The sequence below is a fragment of the Nonomuraea ceibae genome, assembly GCF_019396325.1.
GTDB lineage: Bacteria > Actinomycetota > Actinomycetes > Streptosporangiales > Streptosporangiaceae > Nonomuraea > Nonomuraea ceibae.
Genome location: NZ_JAHKRO010000055.1, coordinates 1 through 15,079 on the forward strand (window position 1 = coordinate 1; position 15,079 = coordinate 15,079).

Sequence of the window (15,079 nt, forward strand, 5' to 3'; positions counted from 1 at the left end):
GCGGCGCCAGGCGCCGGGACGGCGGGCGGCGCGGGCGAGCGCGGCGGCCAGCGCCCGCGTGGGCTGCAGCGACTCGTGCGGGTAGCCGCCCGACAGGGCGACGGCGCCGTCCGGCAGCGGGACCGGCGGCTCGGCGGAGGCGTCGCGCCCGGCGAGCGCCACCGACTGCCAGGAGGTGTCGGCCCCGCCGCCCTGGTCCGCGGGGCGGGCGGCCACGAACGTGCCACTGCCCGGCCGGGTCACCACCGCGCCCTCGGCGGCGAGCCGGGCGATCGCGCGGGACACGGTGGCCGGGCCGACGTGGTGGCGGACGGTCAGCTCGCGGCTGCTGGGCAGGCGGTCACCGGGGGCGAGCCCGGCGATCAGCTTCCGGAGAGCTGCCACCATCTCAGAAGTGCTACTCTCGGACATGAGAGGACATGGTAACGCTTCTGAGTTGAGCCCGGAAACGCTTCTGGCCCTGCGGGCCGACACGCCGGGCTGCGAGCAGGTCGTCCACTTCAACAACGCGGGCTGCGGGCTGCTGGCCACGCCGGTGCTGGACGCCATGCTCGACCACCTCCGCCTGGAGGCGGCCATCGGCGGCTACGAGGCGTCGGCCGCCCGCGCCGAGCAGGTGCGCGGCTTCTACACCGAGATCGCCGCGCTGATCAACGCCGGCCCCGGCAACATCGCCTTCGCCACCAGCGCCACCCACGCCTACGCCACCGCGCTGTCGGCGATCCCCTTCGAACCCGGCGACGTCATCCTGACCACCCGCAACGACTTCATCTCCAACCAGATCGCCTTCCTGTCGCTGCGCAAGCGGCACGGCGTCCGCGTCGTGCACGCCCCCGACACGCCCGAGGGCGGCGTGGACGTGCCCGCGATGGCCGCCCTCATGCGCGAGCACCGCCCCCGGCTCGTCAGCGCCACCCACATTCCCACCAACTCCGGCCTCGTCCAGCCGGTCGCCGAGATCGGCGCGCACTGCCGCGAACTGGACCTGCTCTACCTGGTCGACGCCTGCCAGTCGGTCGGCCAGCACCCCGTGGACGTGGCGGAGATCGGCTGCGACCTGCTCACCGCCACCTGCCGCAAGTTCCTGCGCGGCCCGCGCGGCTCCGGCTTCCTGTACGTGTCCGACCGCGTGCTGCGCGCCGGCTACGAGCCGCTGTTCATCGACATGTACGGGGCCCGCTGGGTCGCTCCCGACCGCTACGAGCCGGTGGAGAGCGCGGCCAGGTTCGAGGACTGGGAGTTCCCGTACGCCACGGTCCTCGGCTCGGCGGCGGCCGTCGCGTACGCCCGCCGGGTCGGCATGGACGCCATCGCCCGCCGCACCCCGGCCCTGGCGGCGCTGCTGCGCGAGGGCCTGGCCGCCATCCCCGGCGTACGCGTCCTGGACCGGGGCCCGGCGCTGGGGGCGCTGGTCACGTTCGCGATCGAGGGATGGCAGGCGCGGCCGTTCAAGGCGGCGCTGGACGCGCGCGGCGTCAACTCGGCGCTCAGCTTCCGCGAGCTGGCCCAGTACGACTTCGGCGACAAGGACGTGGAGTGGGCCCTGCGCCTGTCGCCGCACTACTACAACACCGAGGACGAGGTCGGCCACGTAACGGAGGCCGTGGCCGGCCTCGTCCGCCCCTGACGGGAGCCGTACGGGCGTCCGTCCCAGCGCGGCCGGAAACCCGGTTGCGGTCCCGGGCGCGGGCACGGAACGCTAATCCGCGTGGAGATGCACGCAGGTCAGCTGACAGTCACGCCCGAGACGGTCCGCGCGCTCGTGGCCGAACAGTTCCCGCAGTGGCGGGACCTGCCGGTCACGGGCGTCGCCGCCCACGGCACGGTCAACGCCATCTTCCGCATCGGCGACGGGCTGGCCGCCCGCTTCCCCCTGGAGCCCCGCGACGTCGACTCGACGCGGGCCTGGCTCCAGAAGGAGGCGCGGGCGGCGGGCGAGCTGGCCGGGCGTACGCGGTTCCGCACCCCCGAGCCGGTCGCGCTCGGCGAGCCCGGGGCGGGCTACCCGCTCCCGTGGTCGGTGCAGACGTGGCTGCCCGGCGTCGTGGCCACGGACGCGGACCCGGGCGAATCGGTCGCCTTCGCCCACGACCTGGCGGCCCTCGTCCACGACCTGCGCGCCCTCGACACCCGTGGCCGCACCTTCAGCGGCTCCGGCCGGGGCGGCGACCTGAAGGACCACGACGCGTGGATGGAGACCTGCTTCACCCACAGCGAACACCTCCTCGACGTCCCCCGGCTGCGCCGCCTCTGGGCCGAGCTGCGGATCCTGCCCCGCGAGGGCGCCGACGTGATGAACCACTGCGACCTGATCCCCGGCAACGTGCTCGTGTCCGGCGGCCGGCTCGCCGGCATCCTCGACGTCGGCGGCTTCGCCCCGGCCGACCCGGCGCTGGACCTGGTGAGCGCCTGGCACCTGCTGGAGGCCGGGCCGCGCCAGGCGCTCCGCGACGACCTCGGCTGCACCGACCTCGAATGGGAACGCGGCAGGGCGTGGGCCTTCCAGCAGGCGATGGGCCTGGTCTGGTACTACGTCGACAGCAACCCGCCGATGAGCCGCCTCGGCGCCCGCACCCTCCAGCGCATCCTGGCGGCCTCCTAGCGGCCGTGCCCGGCTCCCCGCGCCGGTTGCCTCCCTGGGGCGGCGCGCTGGGGGAGGACGGCAGGCCCGACAGGGGGTCAGCCTCGGCGGCGGGCTCGGTAGGCGGCGACGTGCATCCGGTTCCCGCAGGTGCGGCTGTCGCAGTAGACGCGCGACCGGTTGCGCGACTCGTCGACGAAGACGTGCTCGCAGTCGGGCGCGGAGCAGGTGCGCAGCCGTTCCCATTCGCCCTCGACGAGCAGGTGGGCGAGGGCGACGCCGCAGTCGGCGGCCAGGTGCTCGGCGAGGGTGGCGTCGGGCGCGAAGTAGTGGACGTGCAGCGGGTGCCCGTCGTGCTCGGTGAGCCGTGGGGTGATGCGGGTCTCGGACAGCAGCGAGTTGAGGGTGCGCACGGCGGTGGGCTGGTCGGGGGCGACGAAGACGCGGTGGAACGCCTCCCGTACGATGCGTACCTGTCCGAGGTCGCGCGGAGTGAGGGTGCTGATGCCGCTCACCTGGCGCGAGTCGACGAAGGATTGCAGCTCGGCCAGGGTCGCCAGACCGTCGTCCCCTCCTGTGGAGGGCGAGGTGTTGATCAGCTCGACGACGGTGGCCAGCGCATGCACCATGTCATGGCCAAACGGCATATTGACTCCTGTCCGGGCCGGTTCTAGCGTGGTCGCAGCGTATCTCTCCCACGGGGGGTCGGGGGTTTCGGTGAGTGCACATCGTCGTTTCGTGCTGATCGCGATCGCCGGAGCACTGATCATCTCGACCTCCGCCCCGCTCGTCCGGCTGTCGGGCGTCTCGCCCGCGACCTCGGCGCTGTTCCGGTGCGCGTACGCGGTGCCGCCCATGCTGGTGCTGGCCTGGCTGGAGCGGCGCAGGCTCGGGCCGCTGACCGGCAAGCCGCTCTACCTGGCGTGGGTGGCGGGGCTCATGTTCGCGTTCGACCTGCTGTTCTGGCATCACACGATCGACTACGTGGGCGCGGGGCTGGCGACCGTGCTGGGCAACCTTCAGGTGTTCATCGTGGCGTTCGCCGCGTGGGCGCTGTTCCGGGAGCGGCCGTCGACGCCGCTGATGATCGCCACGCCGGTGGTGTTCGGCGGCGTGGTGCTGATCTCGGGGGTGTTCGACAGCGGGGCGTACGGCGCCGACCCGGCGCTCGGGGTGGTGACCGGCGTGGCCACGTCGATCGCGTACGCGGCGTTCCTGCTGCTGATGAAGGCCGGTTCGGGCCGCGCGGCCGGGCCGCTGGCGCACGCGACCGTGGTGGCGACGGTGGCGATCGCGGCGCTGAGCCCGCTGTTCGGCGGGGCGAGCTTCGTGCCGGAGTGGCCGGCGCACGGCTGGCTGCTGCTGCTCGCGCTGGGGCCGCAGGTGCTCGGCTGGTCGCTGATCACCTATTCGCTGCCCCGGCAGCCGGCCGTGCTGACCGCGCTGCTCCTGCTGGTGCAGCCCGTGACGACGGTGGCGCTGTCGGCGGTCGCGCTCGGCGAGCGGCCGTCGCCGCTCCAGCTCGCCGGCTGCGCGGTGGTGGTGCTGGGCGTCCTGTACGGGTCGCGGCGGGGTCAGGCCGGGCGCGGCGTGCGCGAGCAGGACGAGCAGGTGCCGAACACCTCGACCGTGTGAGTGATCTCGGTGAACCCGTGCTCGGTGCCGACGGTCTCGGCCCAGCGTTCGACGGCGGGCCCGGCCACCTCGACGGTCCGGCCGCAGCGGCGGCAGACCAGGTGGTGGTGGTGCTCGCCGGTCTCGCACGCCCGGTAGACCGACTCGCCGTCGTCGGTGCGCAGCACGTCGACGTGGCCGCCGTCGGCCAGCGCCTGGAGGGCGCGGTAGACGGTGGTCAGGCCGATCTTGGCGCCGTGCTGGCGCATCTCGGCGTAGACGTCCTGCGCGCTGCGGAAGCCCTCGCTCTGGCGAAGGGTGTCGTGCACGGCGTCGCGTCTCGTGGTCATACGACCTCCTCGGCACGCGTGCTTGGCTCGGTCACTGTCGACTCCTGGGATCGGCCTCGGCGTACGAATTTACCCACACCCAGGGCCAGGACGAAGCCGGCCAGGGCAAGAAGCACGATCGAGGCCCCGGGCGGCACCCGGGTGGAGGCGGTGGAGGCGAGCAGCCCGCCCACGGCGGCGATGACGCCGAACAGCATGGCGAGCAGCATCGTGGTGCGGAAGCCGCGGGTGAGCTGCTGGCTGGTGGCCACCGGGATGACCATGAGCGCGCTGACGAGCAGCAGGCCGACCACGCGCATGGCGATGACGACGGTGAGCGCGGCGGTGACGGCGATGAGCAGGCTGAGGAAGCGCACCGGCAGGCCGCTGGCGCGGGCCATCTCCTCGTCCTGGCAGAGCACGAACAGCTCCCTGCCGAAGATCGCGACGACGGCGAGGACGGCGACGGCCAGCGCGCCGATGATCCAGATGTCCTGCTCGGTGACGCTGGCGATGGCGCCGAACAGGTAGGAGTTGAGCTTGGAGTTGCTGCCGCCGGGCGCGATGCCCATGAGCAGCACGCCGCCCGCGATGCCACCGTAGAACATCAGGGCCAGGGCCACGTCGCCGCTGGTGCGCCCGCGCGCCCTGACCAGCTCGATGGCGACGGCGCCGGCCACCGCGACGAGGACGGCGGTGAGCACCGGCGCGGTGCCGGTCAGGAACCCGAGCGCGACGCCGGTCAGCGCCACGTGCCCGATGCCGTCGCCGAGCAGCGCGAGCCTGCGCTGCACGATGAACGTGCCCACGGCGGGCGCGCAGAGGCCGACCAGCAGCGCCGCGAGCAGCGCGAGCTGGAAGAACTGCCTGTCGAGCAACTCGATCATGCTTCTCCCTGCCAGCCCCGCAGCGGCCCCGCCGTGGCTTCGGCGGCGTGCGGGTGGACGTGCTCGTGTCCCGGCCTGGCGCAGTCGCCTTCGGGCCGGGGCGGCGGGCCGTCGTGCGCGACGAGGCCTTCGCGCACGACGACGCCGCGGGTGATGAGCGGCTCCAGCGGGCCGAGCTCGTGCGCGACGAGCACGATGGTCTTGCCGCCTGCCACCAGCCTGGCCAGCGTGTCGGCCAGGAGCTGCTGGGTGGCGGCGTCGACGCCCGCGGTGGGCTCGTCCATCACGTACGTGTCGGGCTCGCCGGCCAGGGCGCGGGCGATGAGCACCCGCTGCTGCTGCCCGCCGGAGAGCGCCTGGACGGGGTCGTGCGCCCGGTCGGACAAGCGGACGGCCTCCAGGGCGCTCGCCACGGCCGCCCGGTCGGCGGCGCTGGTGCGGCGCAGCCTGCTCTGCCGGGCGATGCGGCCCGAGGTGACGACCTCGCCGACGGTCGCGGGCACGCCGCCGCCGACGGAGAGCCGCTGCGGCACGTAGCCGATGCGCCACCAGTCGCGGAACCTGGCGGGCGGCGTGCCGTACATCAGGGTCTGTCCGCCGGACAGCGGCGTGAGGCCGAGCAGCGCGCGGACCAGGGTGGACTTGCCTGAGCCGTTGGCGCCCATGACGGCGACGACCTCGCCGGGGCTGACGGTGAGGTCGATGCCGCGCAGGATGGGCCGCCGGTCGAGCGTCACCCGCCCGTCGCGCATCTCGAAGGCGGTCTCGGTCAAGGTGTGCATCCCAACGCCGACTGCAGGGTCTTGAGGTTGCCCCGCATGGCCGACAGGTAGTCGCCCGAGGGCTTGCTCTCCAGCGGGTCGAGCACGGCCGTCTTCGCGCCCACCTCGGCGGCGAGCACCTCGGCGACCTTGGGGCTGACCAGGGCCTCGGTGAAGATGGTCGTCACCTTCTCCGCCTTGGCGAGCTTGGCCACCTCGTCGATGCGGGCGGGCGAGGGCTCGGTCTCGGGGTCGAGGGTGATGCCGACCTGCTTGAGCTTATACCGGTCGGCCAGGTAGCCGAACGCCTCGTGCGCGGTCACCATGGTGCGCGTCGCGCAGGTGGTCAGGCCGGTGGCGAGCTCCTTGTCGAGCGCGGTGAGCGAGGCGGCGGCGGTGGCGGCGCGGTCCTTGAAGCCCTGCGCGTGGGCCGGGTCGGCGGCGGCCAGGCGCTCGCCGAGCTTGCCGGCGACGGTGGCCAGGCGGGACGGGTCGAGCCACAGGTGCGGGTCGTAGGCGACCCCGTGGTCGTGGCCCTCCTCAGCGTGAGTCTCCTCGGCATGGCCTTCTTCGGCGTGACTCTCCTCGCCGTGGCCCTCCTCCCCGGCGTGGCCCTCCTCGGCGTGCCCGCCGGCCGGGAGCGTGGCCACGGCGGTGGCGGCGTCGAAGGAGCGCTCGGGGTCGACCGCGTCGTCCACGGCGGGCTGGACGCCCTTGATGTAGACGGTGAGCGTGGCGTCCTCGAGCTGGGCCATCTGCTGGGCGCCGAGCTCCAGGTCGTGCGGCTCGACGCCGGGCGCGGTCAGGACGGCCACCTGGGCGTCGGGGCCCGCGATCTGCTCGCTGAGCCACTGCAACGGATAGAACGCGGCGAGGACCTGGGGCTTGCCGTCGGCGGCCTCAGGTGTCGCGCCGGATCCGGCTCCGCAGGCGGTGGTCGTGAGCAGCGTGGCGCCCGCGAGGAGCCCGGCGGCACGCAGGCGGGAATGTCCTGACATCATGTGAGTCAGTATGCTGCAAAATGAAAATGGTTGTCAAAGTCGACCTTGGTAGGGATGCCGAACGGCGTGCTGGGGGCCAGGCGGCGCCGGACGGCATCCCCTCATCACCCCGGTGTTCGCGCGCCGGCAGAGCCGTTGCCGGCGCCCGGGGTGATGTCCAGCCGCCGCTCGCCCGCGTAGACGTTCATCGAGTCCCCGCGCAGGAACCCGATCAGCGTCAGCCCCTCCTCCTCGGCCAGCTCGGCCGCGAGCGAGGAGGGCGCGGACACCGCGGCGAGCACCGGGATGCCCCCCATGACCGCCTTCTGCACCAGCTCGAAGGAGGCCCGGCCGGAGACCATGAGCACGGTCGAGCGCAGCGGCAGCAGGCCCTGCCGCAGCGCCCAGCCGAGCAGCTTGTCCACGGCGTTGTGCCGCCCCACGTCCTCGCGCACGCACAAGGCCTCGCCCTCGGCCGTGAACAGGCCGGCCGCGTGCAGCCCGCCCGTCCGGTCGAAGACCCGCTGGGCCGCGCGCAGCCGGCCGGGCAGGGCCGCCACCGTCGCCTGGCCGAGCTCGACGGGGTCGTCGTGCGCGGACCAGCGGGCGACCGTGCGCACCGCCTCCAGCGACGCCTTGCCGCAGACGCCGCAGGAGGAGGTCGTGTAGAAGTTGCGCGGCGCGGGCGCCTCGACGCCCGGCGCGAGCCGCACGTCCAGGACGTTGTACGTGTTCCGCCCGTCGGCCAGGGCCCCCGCGCAGTAGCGGATGGTCGCGATGTCGCCGGCCGAGGCGACCGCGCCCTCGCTGACCAGGAACCCGGCGGCCAGGTCGAAGTCGTCGCCCGGCGTCCGCATGGTGACGGTCAGCGGCGTGCCGTCGAGGCGGATCTCCAGGGGCTCCTCGGCGGCCAGCGAGTCGACCCTGCGCGTCGGGGCGGAGTCCCTGATGCGCAGGATGCGGCGCTTGACGGCGACCCTAGACATACCCGTACCCGAAGCGGCCCTTGACGCAGAGGTTGCCCTTGGTGACGGGGTTGTCGTGCGGCGAGCTGACCTTCACGATCTTGTTGTCCTGTACGTGCAGCGTCAGGTTGCAGCCGACGCCGCAGTAGCTGCAGATCGTCGTGGTCTGCGTCTGCCGCGACTCGTCCCAGGTCCCGGCGGCGCGCATGTCGAACTCCGACTTGAACGACAGCGCCCCGGTCGGGCACACCTCGACGCAGTTGCCGCAGTAAACACAGGCCGAGTCGGTGAGCGGGGCGTCGAACTCGGTGGAGATGTGCGAGTCGAAGCCGCGGCCGGCCACGGCGATGGCGAAGGAGTTCTGCCACTGGTCGCCGCAGGCGTCGACGCACTTGTAGCACATGATGCACTTGCTGTAGTCGCGCACGTAGAGCTCGTTGTCGACCTTGGCGGGCTGCTCGACCGTGGCCGCGTCGTCGCCGAACCTGCCGGGCTCGGCGCCGTACTCCTCGATCCAGCCGGCCGCCCGCGGGGTGGTCGACAGGTCCACCGACGAGCCGAGCAGCTCCAGCACCACCTTGCGGCTGTGGCGGGCGCGCTCGGTGTCGGTGCCGACGGTCATGCCGGCCTCGACCTTCCTGGAGCAGGCCGGGGCCAGGGTGCGCGACCCCTCGACCTCGACGACGCACACCCGGCAGGCGTTCTTGGGGGTGAGCGTGTCGCCGTAGCAGAGCGTCGGGACGTCCTTGCCCGCCGCCTGGCAGGCGTCCAGGATCGTCGAGCCCTCGGGCACCCGGACGGTCTCGCCGTCGATCTGCACGTCGACGAGCCGCCGGGGCGGCTGGAGCGGGATCACTTGTATACCCCCAAGCGGTCGATGGCCGATTCCACCGCGTTCCATGCGGTCTGTCCGAGGCCGCAGATCGAGGCGTCCCGCATGGTCCGCCCGACCTCGCGCAGCAGGAGCAGGTCGCTCTCGTCCACGCGCTCCGACAGCCGGTGCAGGGCCTCCTCCTGCCGTACGGTGCCCACGCGGCAGGGCACGCACTGGCCGCACGACTCGTCCCTGAAGAACTCGGCGATGCGCAGCAGGATGTGTTTGAGATCGACGGTGTCGTCCAGCACGAGGACGACGCCGGAGCCGAGCGTGGCGCCCGCCGCCCGGGTGCCCTCGAACGTGAGCGGCACGTCCAGGTCCGTCACGAACGCCCCGGCCGCGCCGCCGAGCAGCACCGCCTTGAGCGTCCCGGCGGGCCTGGCCAGGTCGAGCAGCTCGCGCAGCGTCGCGCCGAACGGCAGCTCGTAGATGCCGGGCCGGTCCACGCTGCCCGACACGCAGAACAGCTTGGTGCCGGTCGAGCCCTCGGTGCCGACCGCCGCGTACGCCTGGGCGCCGTGCTCCAGGATCGGCAGCACGTTGACCAGCGTCTCCACGTTGTTGACCACGGTCGGCTTGCCGAACAGGCCCTTCTCCACCGGGAACGGCGGCTTGCTGCGCGGCTCGCCGCGGAAGCCCTCGATCGAGTTGAAGATCGCGGTCTCCTCGCCGCAGATGTACGCGCCCGCGCCCCGGCGCAGCTCGATGTCGAAGGAGAAGCCCTGGCCCAGGATGTCCGCGCCGAGCAGGCCGCGCGAGCGCGCCGTGGCCATCGCGTGCTCCAGCCGCCGCACCGCCCGCGGGTACTCGCCCCGGACGTAGAGGTAGCCCTTGGCGCAGCCGGTGGCGTAGGCGGCGATCGTCATGGCCTCGACGAGCGCGTACGGGTCGCCCTCCATGATCACGCGGTCCTTGAAGGTGCCCGGCTCGCTCTCGTCGGCGTTGCACACCAGGTAGTGCGGGTGGTCCGGCTGGCGGGCGGTGGCGTCCCACTTCCGGCCCGTCGGGAAGGCCGCGCCACCCCTGCCGACCAGGCCGGACTCCAGCACCTCCCGGATCACGCCCGCCGGGCCGAGCTGGAAGGCCCGCCGCAGCGCCGCGTAGCCCCCGGTGGCCCGGTAGGCGTCCAGGCCGGCCGGGTCGACCACGCCGATCCGTTTCAGCAGCACCAGGCCGTCGCGCCCGGCCTGGGGCACGGCCGCCTCGGCGGGCGGCTCCCAGCCGGCCGGCCCGTGGCCGTTGGAGCCGTGCGGCACGGTGACCTCGTCCCCCTGAACCGGCCCGTACACCTGGGTGGACGGGGTCTCGCCGGCCTCGATCGCCAGGGCGGCCGGGGCGCGCTCGCACAGGCCCAGGCACGGGCTGGGCTGCCAGGAGGAGCCCGCCGGGCCGAGCCGCGCCTCGACGCGCTTGCGCACGTCCTCGGCGCCGCGCGCCTGGCAGGCCAGGTCGGTGCAGAGGTGCAGCACCCGCGCCGGACGCGGCTTCAGCGACAGCAGAGAGTAGAACGACGCCACCCCGTACGCCTCGGCGGGCGGGACGGTGAGGCGGCGGCAGATGTAGTCCAGCGCGCCCTCGCTGATCCACCCGACCCGGTCGTTGACCGCGTGCAGGGCGGGCAGCAGCAGGTCGCGGGCCGGTTCGGGGCGAGCCGCGTAACGCAGCTCCGCCTCCGTCCTGGCGCCGCCCTCCCAGCCGGTGGCCGGCGGGCCGAGCAGCGCGTCGACGGCGGCGCGCTCCTCGGCGGACGGCTGCGCGTCACGGAACCTCAGATCCATCTGTTCACCCGGCCTTGACGAGCTTCTCGACGCGTACGGCTGCCGCCTTGAACTCGGCCGTGCCCGCGATGGGGCAGGTGGCCTCGATGGTCAGGGCGTTGGTGTCCACCTCGTCCGGGAAGTGGAACGTCATGAACACCAGCCCGGGCCGCAGGCCGGGGTCGATGAACACCGGCGCGACCACCGAGCCGCGCCGCGAGCTGATCCGCACCTCTTCACCGGCGACCAGCTCCAGCCGCTCGGCGTCCTCCGGCGACATCTCGACCGTCTCGCCCCGCCGCAGCGGCGAGGCGAACCCCGACGACTGCACGCCGGTGTTGTACGAGTCCAGCCGCCGCCCGGTCGTCAGCCGGAGCGGGTACTCCTCGTCCAGCAGGTCGACCGGCGGCGAGTGGCGCAGCACCGCGAACGGCGCGGGCGTGCCCCGCTTGACCGGGTCGCTCTCCCACAGCCGCCCGTGCAGGTAGGGCGGCTCGATGGCGTCCTCCGACGGGCACGGCCACTGGATGCCGTGCAGCTCCTCCAGCCGCCGGTAGGTCATGCCGCTGTGGTCGGGGGACAGGGCGCGCAGCTCGTTCCAGACCTCCTCGGCGCCGTCGTAGTGCCAGTCGTGGCCCAGGCGGCGGGCCAGCTCGCACATGATCCAGATGTCGTCGCGCGCCTCGCCCGGCGGGTCGAGGGCCTTGCGCACCCGCTGCACCCGCCGCTCGCTGTTGGTGAACGTGCCGTCGGCCTCGCACCACGCGGCGCTGGCGGGCAGCACCACGTCGGCCATCTGGGCGGTCTTGGTGAGGAAGATGTCCTGCACGACGAGGTGGTCGAGCATGGACAGGCGCTTGATGCAGGCCAGCGAGTCGGCCTCGGACTGCACCGGGTTCTCGCCGATGAGGTAGCAGGTGGTGACCTCGCCCTCGGCCATCGCCTCCAGCATCTGGGTCAGGTTGTGGCCGTAGCGCGGCTGGATGCCGACGCCCCAGGCCGTCTCGAACTTCCGCCTGATCGCCGGGTCGAGGAGGTCCTGGAAGCCGGGCAGCCGGTTGGGGATGGCGCCCATGTCGCCGCCGCCCTGCACGTTGTTCTGGCCGCGCAGCGGCGACAGGCCCGAGCCGTAGCGGCCGACGTGGCCGGTCAGCAGGGCCAGGTTGATCAGCGCCCGGACGTTGTCGGTGGCGTTGTGGTGCTCGGTGATGCCGAGGGTCCAGCACAGCTGGGCGCGGTCGGCGCGGGCGTAGGCGTGCGCCAGCTCGCGGATGGCGTGCGCGGGCACGCCGGTGACCTGCTCGGCGGCGCTCAGCGTCCACGGCTCGACGCACGCGCGGAACTCCTCGTAGCCGGTCGTGGCGCGGTCGATGAACTCCTGGTTCTGCAGCCCGGCGTGGATGATCTCGCGGGCGATGGCGTGGGCGAGCGGGATGTCGGTGCCCACGTTCAGCCCCAGCCACAGGTCGGCCCACTGGGCGGTGCCGGTGCGGCGCGGGTCCACGGCGAACATCCGGGCCCCGTTGTGGATGCCTTTCAGCACGTGCTGGAAGAAGATCGGGTGGGCGTTCCGCGCCGCGGAGCCCCACATCACGATCACGTCGGTGTCCTCGACCTCCTGGTAGGAGGAGGTGCCGCCACCACTGCCGAACACGGCCGAGAGCCCCGCCACGCTGGGCGCGTGGCAGGTGCGGTTGCAGGAGTCCACGTTGTTGGTGCCGATCACCACGCGGGTGAACTTCTGCCCGACGTAGTTCATCTCGTTGGTGGAACGGGCGCACGACAGCATGGCGAAGCTGTCGGGGCCGTGTTTGTCGACGTTGCGCCGGAACCCCTCGGCGGCGCGGGTCAGCGCCTCTTCCCAGGTGGCCTCGCGCAGCACGCCGTCCTCGCGCACCAGTGGACGGGTCAGGCGGTCATAGCTCATGATCCCTCCATTCTGTATACAATCTACGGTATGCCTCGCTAGACCGCTCGGACAAGGTTCTCCGCCAGGAGGTCGCTCACCGCGTGGATCGCGCGCAGCGTCGGCACCTGCGCGCCGGTCAGGTCGGCCAGCTCGACCACCGCCGCGAGCAGCACGTCCAGCTCCAGCGGCTTGCCCTTCTCCAGGTCCTGGAGCGTGGACGTCTTGTGCTCGCCCGCCTTCTCGGCCCCGCGCAGCCTGCGCTCGATGGAGATCCCGGGATCGCAGCCGACGTTGGCCGCCACCTCCACGGTCTCGCGCATCATGGCCCGCACCAGCTCCCTGGTGCCGTCGTGGCGGCAGATCCCGGCCATGGTCGCCCGGGCCAGCGCGCTGATCGGGTTGAAGGCGATGTTGCCCATCAGCTTGATCCACACGTCGCGCCGCAGGTCCCGCTCGACCGGGCACTTGAGCCCGCCGGCCACCGCCGCGTCGCTGAACGCGGCGCACCGGCGCGTCAGCGTGCCGTCGGGCTCGCCGATGGAGAACCGGGTGCCCTCCAGGTGCCGGATGACGCCCGGCTCCTCGATCTCGGTCGCGGCGTAGACGACGCAGCCGATGGCCCGTTCCAGGGGCAGCGCCGCGCTGACCGCCCCTCCCGGGTCGACGCTCTGGATGCGGTAGCCCTCGTACGGGCCCTTGAGTCCGTGGAAGTACCACCAGGGGATGCCGTTCTGCGCGGCGATGATGCTCGTGGCCTCGTGCAGCAGTGGCTTGATCATGGGGCCCGCGGCGGCGTAGCTGTTCGCCTTGAGGCCCAGGAAGACGTGGTCCACCGGGCCGACCTGGTGGGGGTCGTCGGTGGCGTGGGGACGGGCGACGAAGTCGCCCCTCGGGCTGAGCACCCGCACACCGGATCTGCGTATGGCGTCCAGGTGCTCACCTCTGGCGATGAGGTGCACCTCGACTCCCGCCCTGTGGAGGGCGGCGCCCACGTACGCGCCGATGGCGCCGGCGCCAAGAACAGCGACCTTCATGCTGCGCTCCGTTCTCGCGTCGGATCGTATGTCCGGCCCCCCGGCCCACCGCGGGCCGGTGGATGCGACCCGCAGTGCATTCGGTATACAGTATGGAAAATTTGGGGTCAAGGGAGCCGCTTCATGACCGTTCTCCGTGACGAACCCGTGCTGGAGGCCCTGTCCTGGGCCGCCGCCAGAGACCTGGCCGCCGGATGCGCCCGTCCGCTCGATCCCGTCCCGGTGCCGCTCGCCGACGCCGCCGGCCGCCGCCTCGCCGATCCGCTGCGGGCCCTGGTGCCCGTCCCCGGCGTGGACGTGGCCGCCATGGACGGCTACGCGGTCTGCGGGCCGCCGCCCTGGCGCGTCGTGGCCCACGTCCTCGCGGGCGGCGCGCCGTACGCCGGGGCGCTGTCGCTGGGGGAGGCGGTCGAGATCGCCACCGGCGCCCCGGTCCCGGCCGGCACGTCGGCGGTCCTGCCGTACGAGCAGTCCGTCCGCCCCTCAGGCGGGGCGCGCGGATCGGGAGGCGCGCTGTGGGTCGGCGGCGACGCGGAGGACGGCCGCCACGTGCGTCGGCGCGGCGAGGACGTCGCCGAGGGCGCCGTCGTGCTGGGGGCCGGCGCGCTGGTGAGCCCCGTGGTGCTCGGGCTCGCCGCGGCGCTCGGCCATGACACGCTCCGGGTCCGCCCCAGGCCCCGGGTGCGGGTCCTGGTGACCGGTGACGAGGTCGTCGGCCACGGTCTGCCTGCTCCGGGCCGGGTCCGCGACGCCATCGGCCCCTTCCTGCCGGGCCTGGTGGCGTGGGCGGGCGGCCGGCTCACGGAGAGCGTCCGCCTCCCCGACGGCCCCGGCCCGCTGCGCGACGCCCTGGCCCCCGCCGTCCCCGCCGAGGTCGTGGTCGGGTGCGGGGCGTCCTCGAAGGGGCCCGCCGACCACCTGCGCGGGGTGCTCGCCGACCTCGGCGCGGAGGTGCTGGTGGACGGGGTCGCGGTACGCCCCGGCCACCCGCAGTTGCTGGCGCGGACGCCGCACGGGACGTGGGTCGTCGGCCTGCCGGGGAACCCGTTCGCGGCGCTGGCGGCGGCGGTGACGCTGCTGGCGCCGATGCTGCGCGCGATGTCCGGCCTGGAGGAGCGTACGGAGGTGAGCGCGCTGGCGGGGACGGTGCGGACGCATCCGAGGGACACGCGGCTGGTGCCGGTGCGCCGGTCGGGCCGCGGGGCGGTGCCGATCGGGCACGACCGGCCGGGATCTCTGTGGGGCGCGGCGATGGCGGATGCCCTGGCCGTGGTGCCCGCGGGGTGGTCCGGGGAGCCGGTCGAGCTGATCGAGTTGCCCGAGGGGGGCTAGACAGGCCGGTGACGGCAGGGTAACCATTGCGTTCATACGGTATGCAGTATGCG

Annotated in this window: 15 protein-coding genes; 4 read left to right on the forward strand and 11 right to left on the reverse strand. The window is 73.3% G+C overall.

Annotated features, from left to right (window positions below):
* On the reverse strand, positions 1–387 hold a 387-nt coding region (locus tag KME80_RS28725), incomplete at its 3' end, for a GntR family transcriptional regulator (RefSeq protein WP_246645939.1).
* A 49-nt stretch (positions 388–436) separates the two neighbouring features.
* On the opposite strand from KME80_RS28725, the gene KME80_RS28730 reads away from it, so the two are divergent.
* Both KME80_RS28730 and KME80_RS28735 read left to right on the forward strand, forming a co-directional pair.
* The gene (locus tag KME80_RS28730; RefSeq protein WP_246645940.1) at positions 437–1,627 is read left to right on the forward strand and encodes an aminotransferase class V-fold PLP-dependent enzyme; all 1,191 of its coding nucleotides are present in this window, start codon (positions 437–439) and stop codon (positions 1,625–1,627) included.
* Positions 1,628–1,714: 87 nt separating this feature from the next.
* Positions 1,715–2,602, forward strand: coding sequence for an aminoglycoside phosphotransferase family protein (locus KME80_RS28735; protein WP_246645945.1), 888 nt, complete (start codon positions 1,715–1,717; stop codon positions 2,600–2,602).
* A gap of 77 nt (positions 2,603–2,679) precedes the next feature.
* Here the strand turns inward: KME80_RS28735 and KME80_RS28740 are convergent, their stop codons facing one another.
* Positions 2,680–3,228, reverse strand: coding sequence for a CGNR zinc finger domain-containing protein (locus KME80_RS28740; RefSeq protein WP_219509500.1), 549 nt, complete (start codon positions 3,226–3,228; stop codon positions 2,680–2,682).
* 91 nt (positions 3,229–3,319) lie between these two features.
* Here KME80_RS28740 and KME80_RS28745 point away from each other — a divergent pair, with 91 nt between their 5' ends.
* Positions 3,320–4,216, forward strand: a complete 897-nt coding sequence (locus KME80_RS28745) for a DMT family transporter (protein ID WP_308125968.1) — start codon at positions 3,320–3,322, stop codon at positions 4,214–4,216.
* Here KME80_RS28745 and KME80_RS28750 read toward each other — a convergent pair.
* From KME80_RS28750 to KME80_RS28790, 9 genes are all read right to left on the reverse strand, one after another.
* Positions 4,156–4,545, reverse strand: coding sequence for a Fur family transcriptional regulator (locus tag KME80_RS28750; protein ID WP_219509502.1), 390 nt, complete (start codon positions 4,543–4,545; stop codon positions 4,156–4,158). The genes KME80_RS28745 and KME80_RS28750 overlap by 61 nt on opposite strands.
* Positions 4,542–5,411: a metal ABC transporter permease gene (locus tag KME80_RS28755; RefSeq protein ID WP_219509503.1), complete on the reverse strand. Its 870-nt coding sequence runs from the start codon at positions 5,409–5,411 to the stop codon at positions 4,542–4,544. The genes KME80_RS28750 and KME80_RS28755 overlap by 4 nt, the downstream gene beginning before the upstream one ends.
* Positions 5,408–6,193: a metal ABC transporter ATP-binding protein gene (locus KME80_RS28760; protein ID WP_219509504.1), complete on the reverse strand. Its 786-nt coding sequence runs from the start codon at positions 6,191–6,193 to the stop codon at positions 5,408–5,410. The genes KME80_RS28755 and KME80_RS28760 overlap by 4 nt, the downstream gene beginning before the upstream one ends.
* Positions 6,181–7,173, reverse strand: coding sequence for a metal ABC transporter substrate-binding protein (locus KME80_RS28765; protein ID WP_219509505.1), 993 nt, complete (start codon positions 7,171–7,173; stop codon positions 6,181–6,183). The genes KME80_RS28760 and KME80_RS28765 overlap by 13 nt, the downstream gene beginning before the upstream one ends.
* Before the next feature lie 104 nt (positions 7,174–7,277).
* Positions 7,278–8,138: a formate dehydrogenase accessory sulfurtransferase FdhD gene (gene fdhD / locus KME80_RS28770; RefSeq protein WP_219509506.1), complete on the reverse strand. Its 861-nt coding sequence runs from the start codon at positions 8,136–8,138 to the stop codon at positions 7,278–7,280.
* Complete coding sequence (locus KME80_RS28775) at positions 8,131–8,970, reverse strand: 2Fe-2S iron-sulfur cluster-binding protein (RefSeq protein WP_308125970.1); 840 nt, start codon at positions 8,968–8,970, stop codon at positions 8,131–8,133. The genes fdhD and KME80_RS28775 overlap by 8 nt, the downstream gene beginning before the upstream one ends.
* Positions 8,970–10,772: an NAD(P)H-dependent oxidoreductase subunit E gene (locus KME80_RS28780; RefSeq protein ID WP_219509508.1), complete on the reverse strand. Its 1,803-nt coding sequence runs from the start codon at positions 10,770–10,772 to the stop codon at positions 8,970–8,972. The genes KME80_RS28775 and KME80_RS28780 overlap by 1 nt, the downstream gene beginning before the upstream one ends.
* 4 nt (positions 10,773–10,776) lie before the next feature.
* On the reverse strand, positions 10,777–12,678 hold the full coding sequence (locus tag KME80_RS28785) for a molybdopterin oxidoreductase family protein (RefSeq protein ID WP_219509509.1): 1,902 nt from the start codon (positions 12,676–12,678) through the stop codon (positions 10,777–10,779).
* A gap of 38 nt (positions 12,679–12,716) precedes the next feature.
* Positions 12,717–13,694 carry a 2-dehydropantoate 2-reductase gene (locus KME80_RS28790; protein ID WP_219509510.1) on the reverse strand — a complete coding sequence of 326 codons (978 nt, stop codon included), beginning with the start codon at positions 13,692–13,694 and terminating at the stop codon, positions 12,717–12,719.
* A 123-nt stretch (positions 13,695–13,817) separates the two neighbouring features.
* Between KME80_RS28790 and KME80_RS28795 the strand changes: the two genes are divergently transcribed.
* Positions 13,818–15,026: a molybdopterin molybdotransferase MoeA gene (locus KME80_RS28795; RefSeq protein ID WP_219509511.1), complete on the forward strand. Its 1,209-nt coding sequence runs from the start codon at positions 13,818–13,820 to the stop codon at positions 15,024–15,026.
* The last annotated feature ends 53 nt before the right edge of the window (positions 15,027–15,079 follow it).

Coding starts and splice junctions, on each gene's coding strand:
- KME80_RS28785 (WP_219509509.1), bottom strand. CDS start 12,678: ATGAGCTATGACCGCCTGACCCGTCCACTGGTGCGCGAGGACGGCGTG.
- KME80_RS28790 (WP_219509510.1), bottom strand. CDS start 13,694: ATGAAGGTCGCTGTTCTTGGCGCCGGCGCCATCGGCGCGTACGTGGGC.
- KME80_RS28795 (WP_219509511.1), top strand. CDS start 13,818: ATGACCGTTCTCCGTGACGAACCCGTGCTGGAGGCCCTGTCCTGGGCC.
- KME80_RS28780 (WP_219509508.1), bottom strand. CDS start 10,772: ATGGATCTGAGGTTCCGTGACGCGCAGCCGTCCGCCGAGGAGCGCGCC.
- KME80_RS28740 (WP_219509500.1), bottom strand. CDS start 3,228: ATGCCGTTTGGCCATGACATGGTGCATGCGCTGGCCACCGTCGTCGAG.
- KME80_RS28760 (WP_219509504.1), bottom strand. CDS start 6,193: ATGCACACCTTGACCGAGACCGCCTTCGAGATGCGCGACGGGCGGGTG.
- KME80_RS28750 (WP_219509502.1), bottom strand. CDS start 4,545: ATGACCACGAGACGCGACGCCGTGCACGACACCCTTCGCCAGAGCGAG.
- KME80_RS28735 (WP_246645945.1), top strand. CDS start 1,715: ATGCACGCAGGTCAGCTGACAGTCACGCCCGAGACGGTCCGCGCGCTC.
- KME80_RS28765 (WP_219509505.1), bottom strand. CDS start 7,173: ATGATGTCAGGACATTCCCGCCTGCGTGCCGCCGGGCTCCTCGCGGGC.
- KME80_RS28755 (WP_219509503.1), bottom strand. CDS start 5,411: ATGATCGAGTTGCTCGACAGGCAGTTCTTCCAGCTCGCGCTGCTCGCG.
- fdhD (WP_219509506.1), bottom strand. CDS start 8,138: ATGTCTAGGGTCGCCGTCAAGCGCCGCATCCTGCGCATCAGGGACTCC.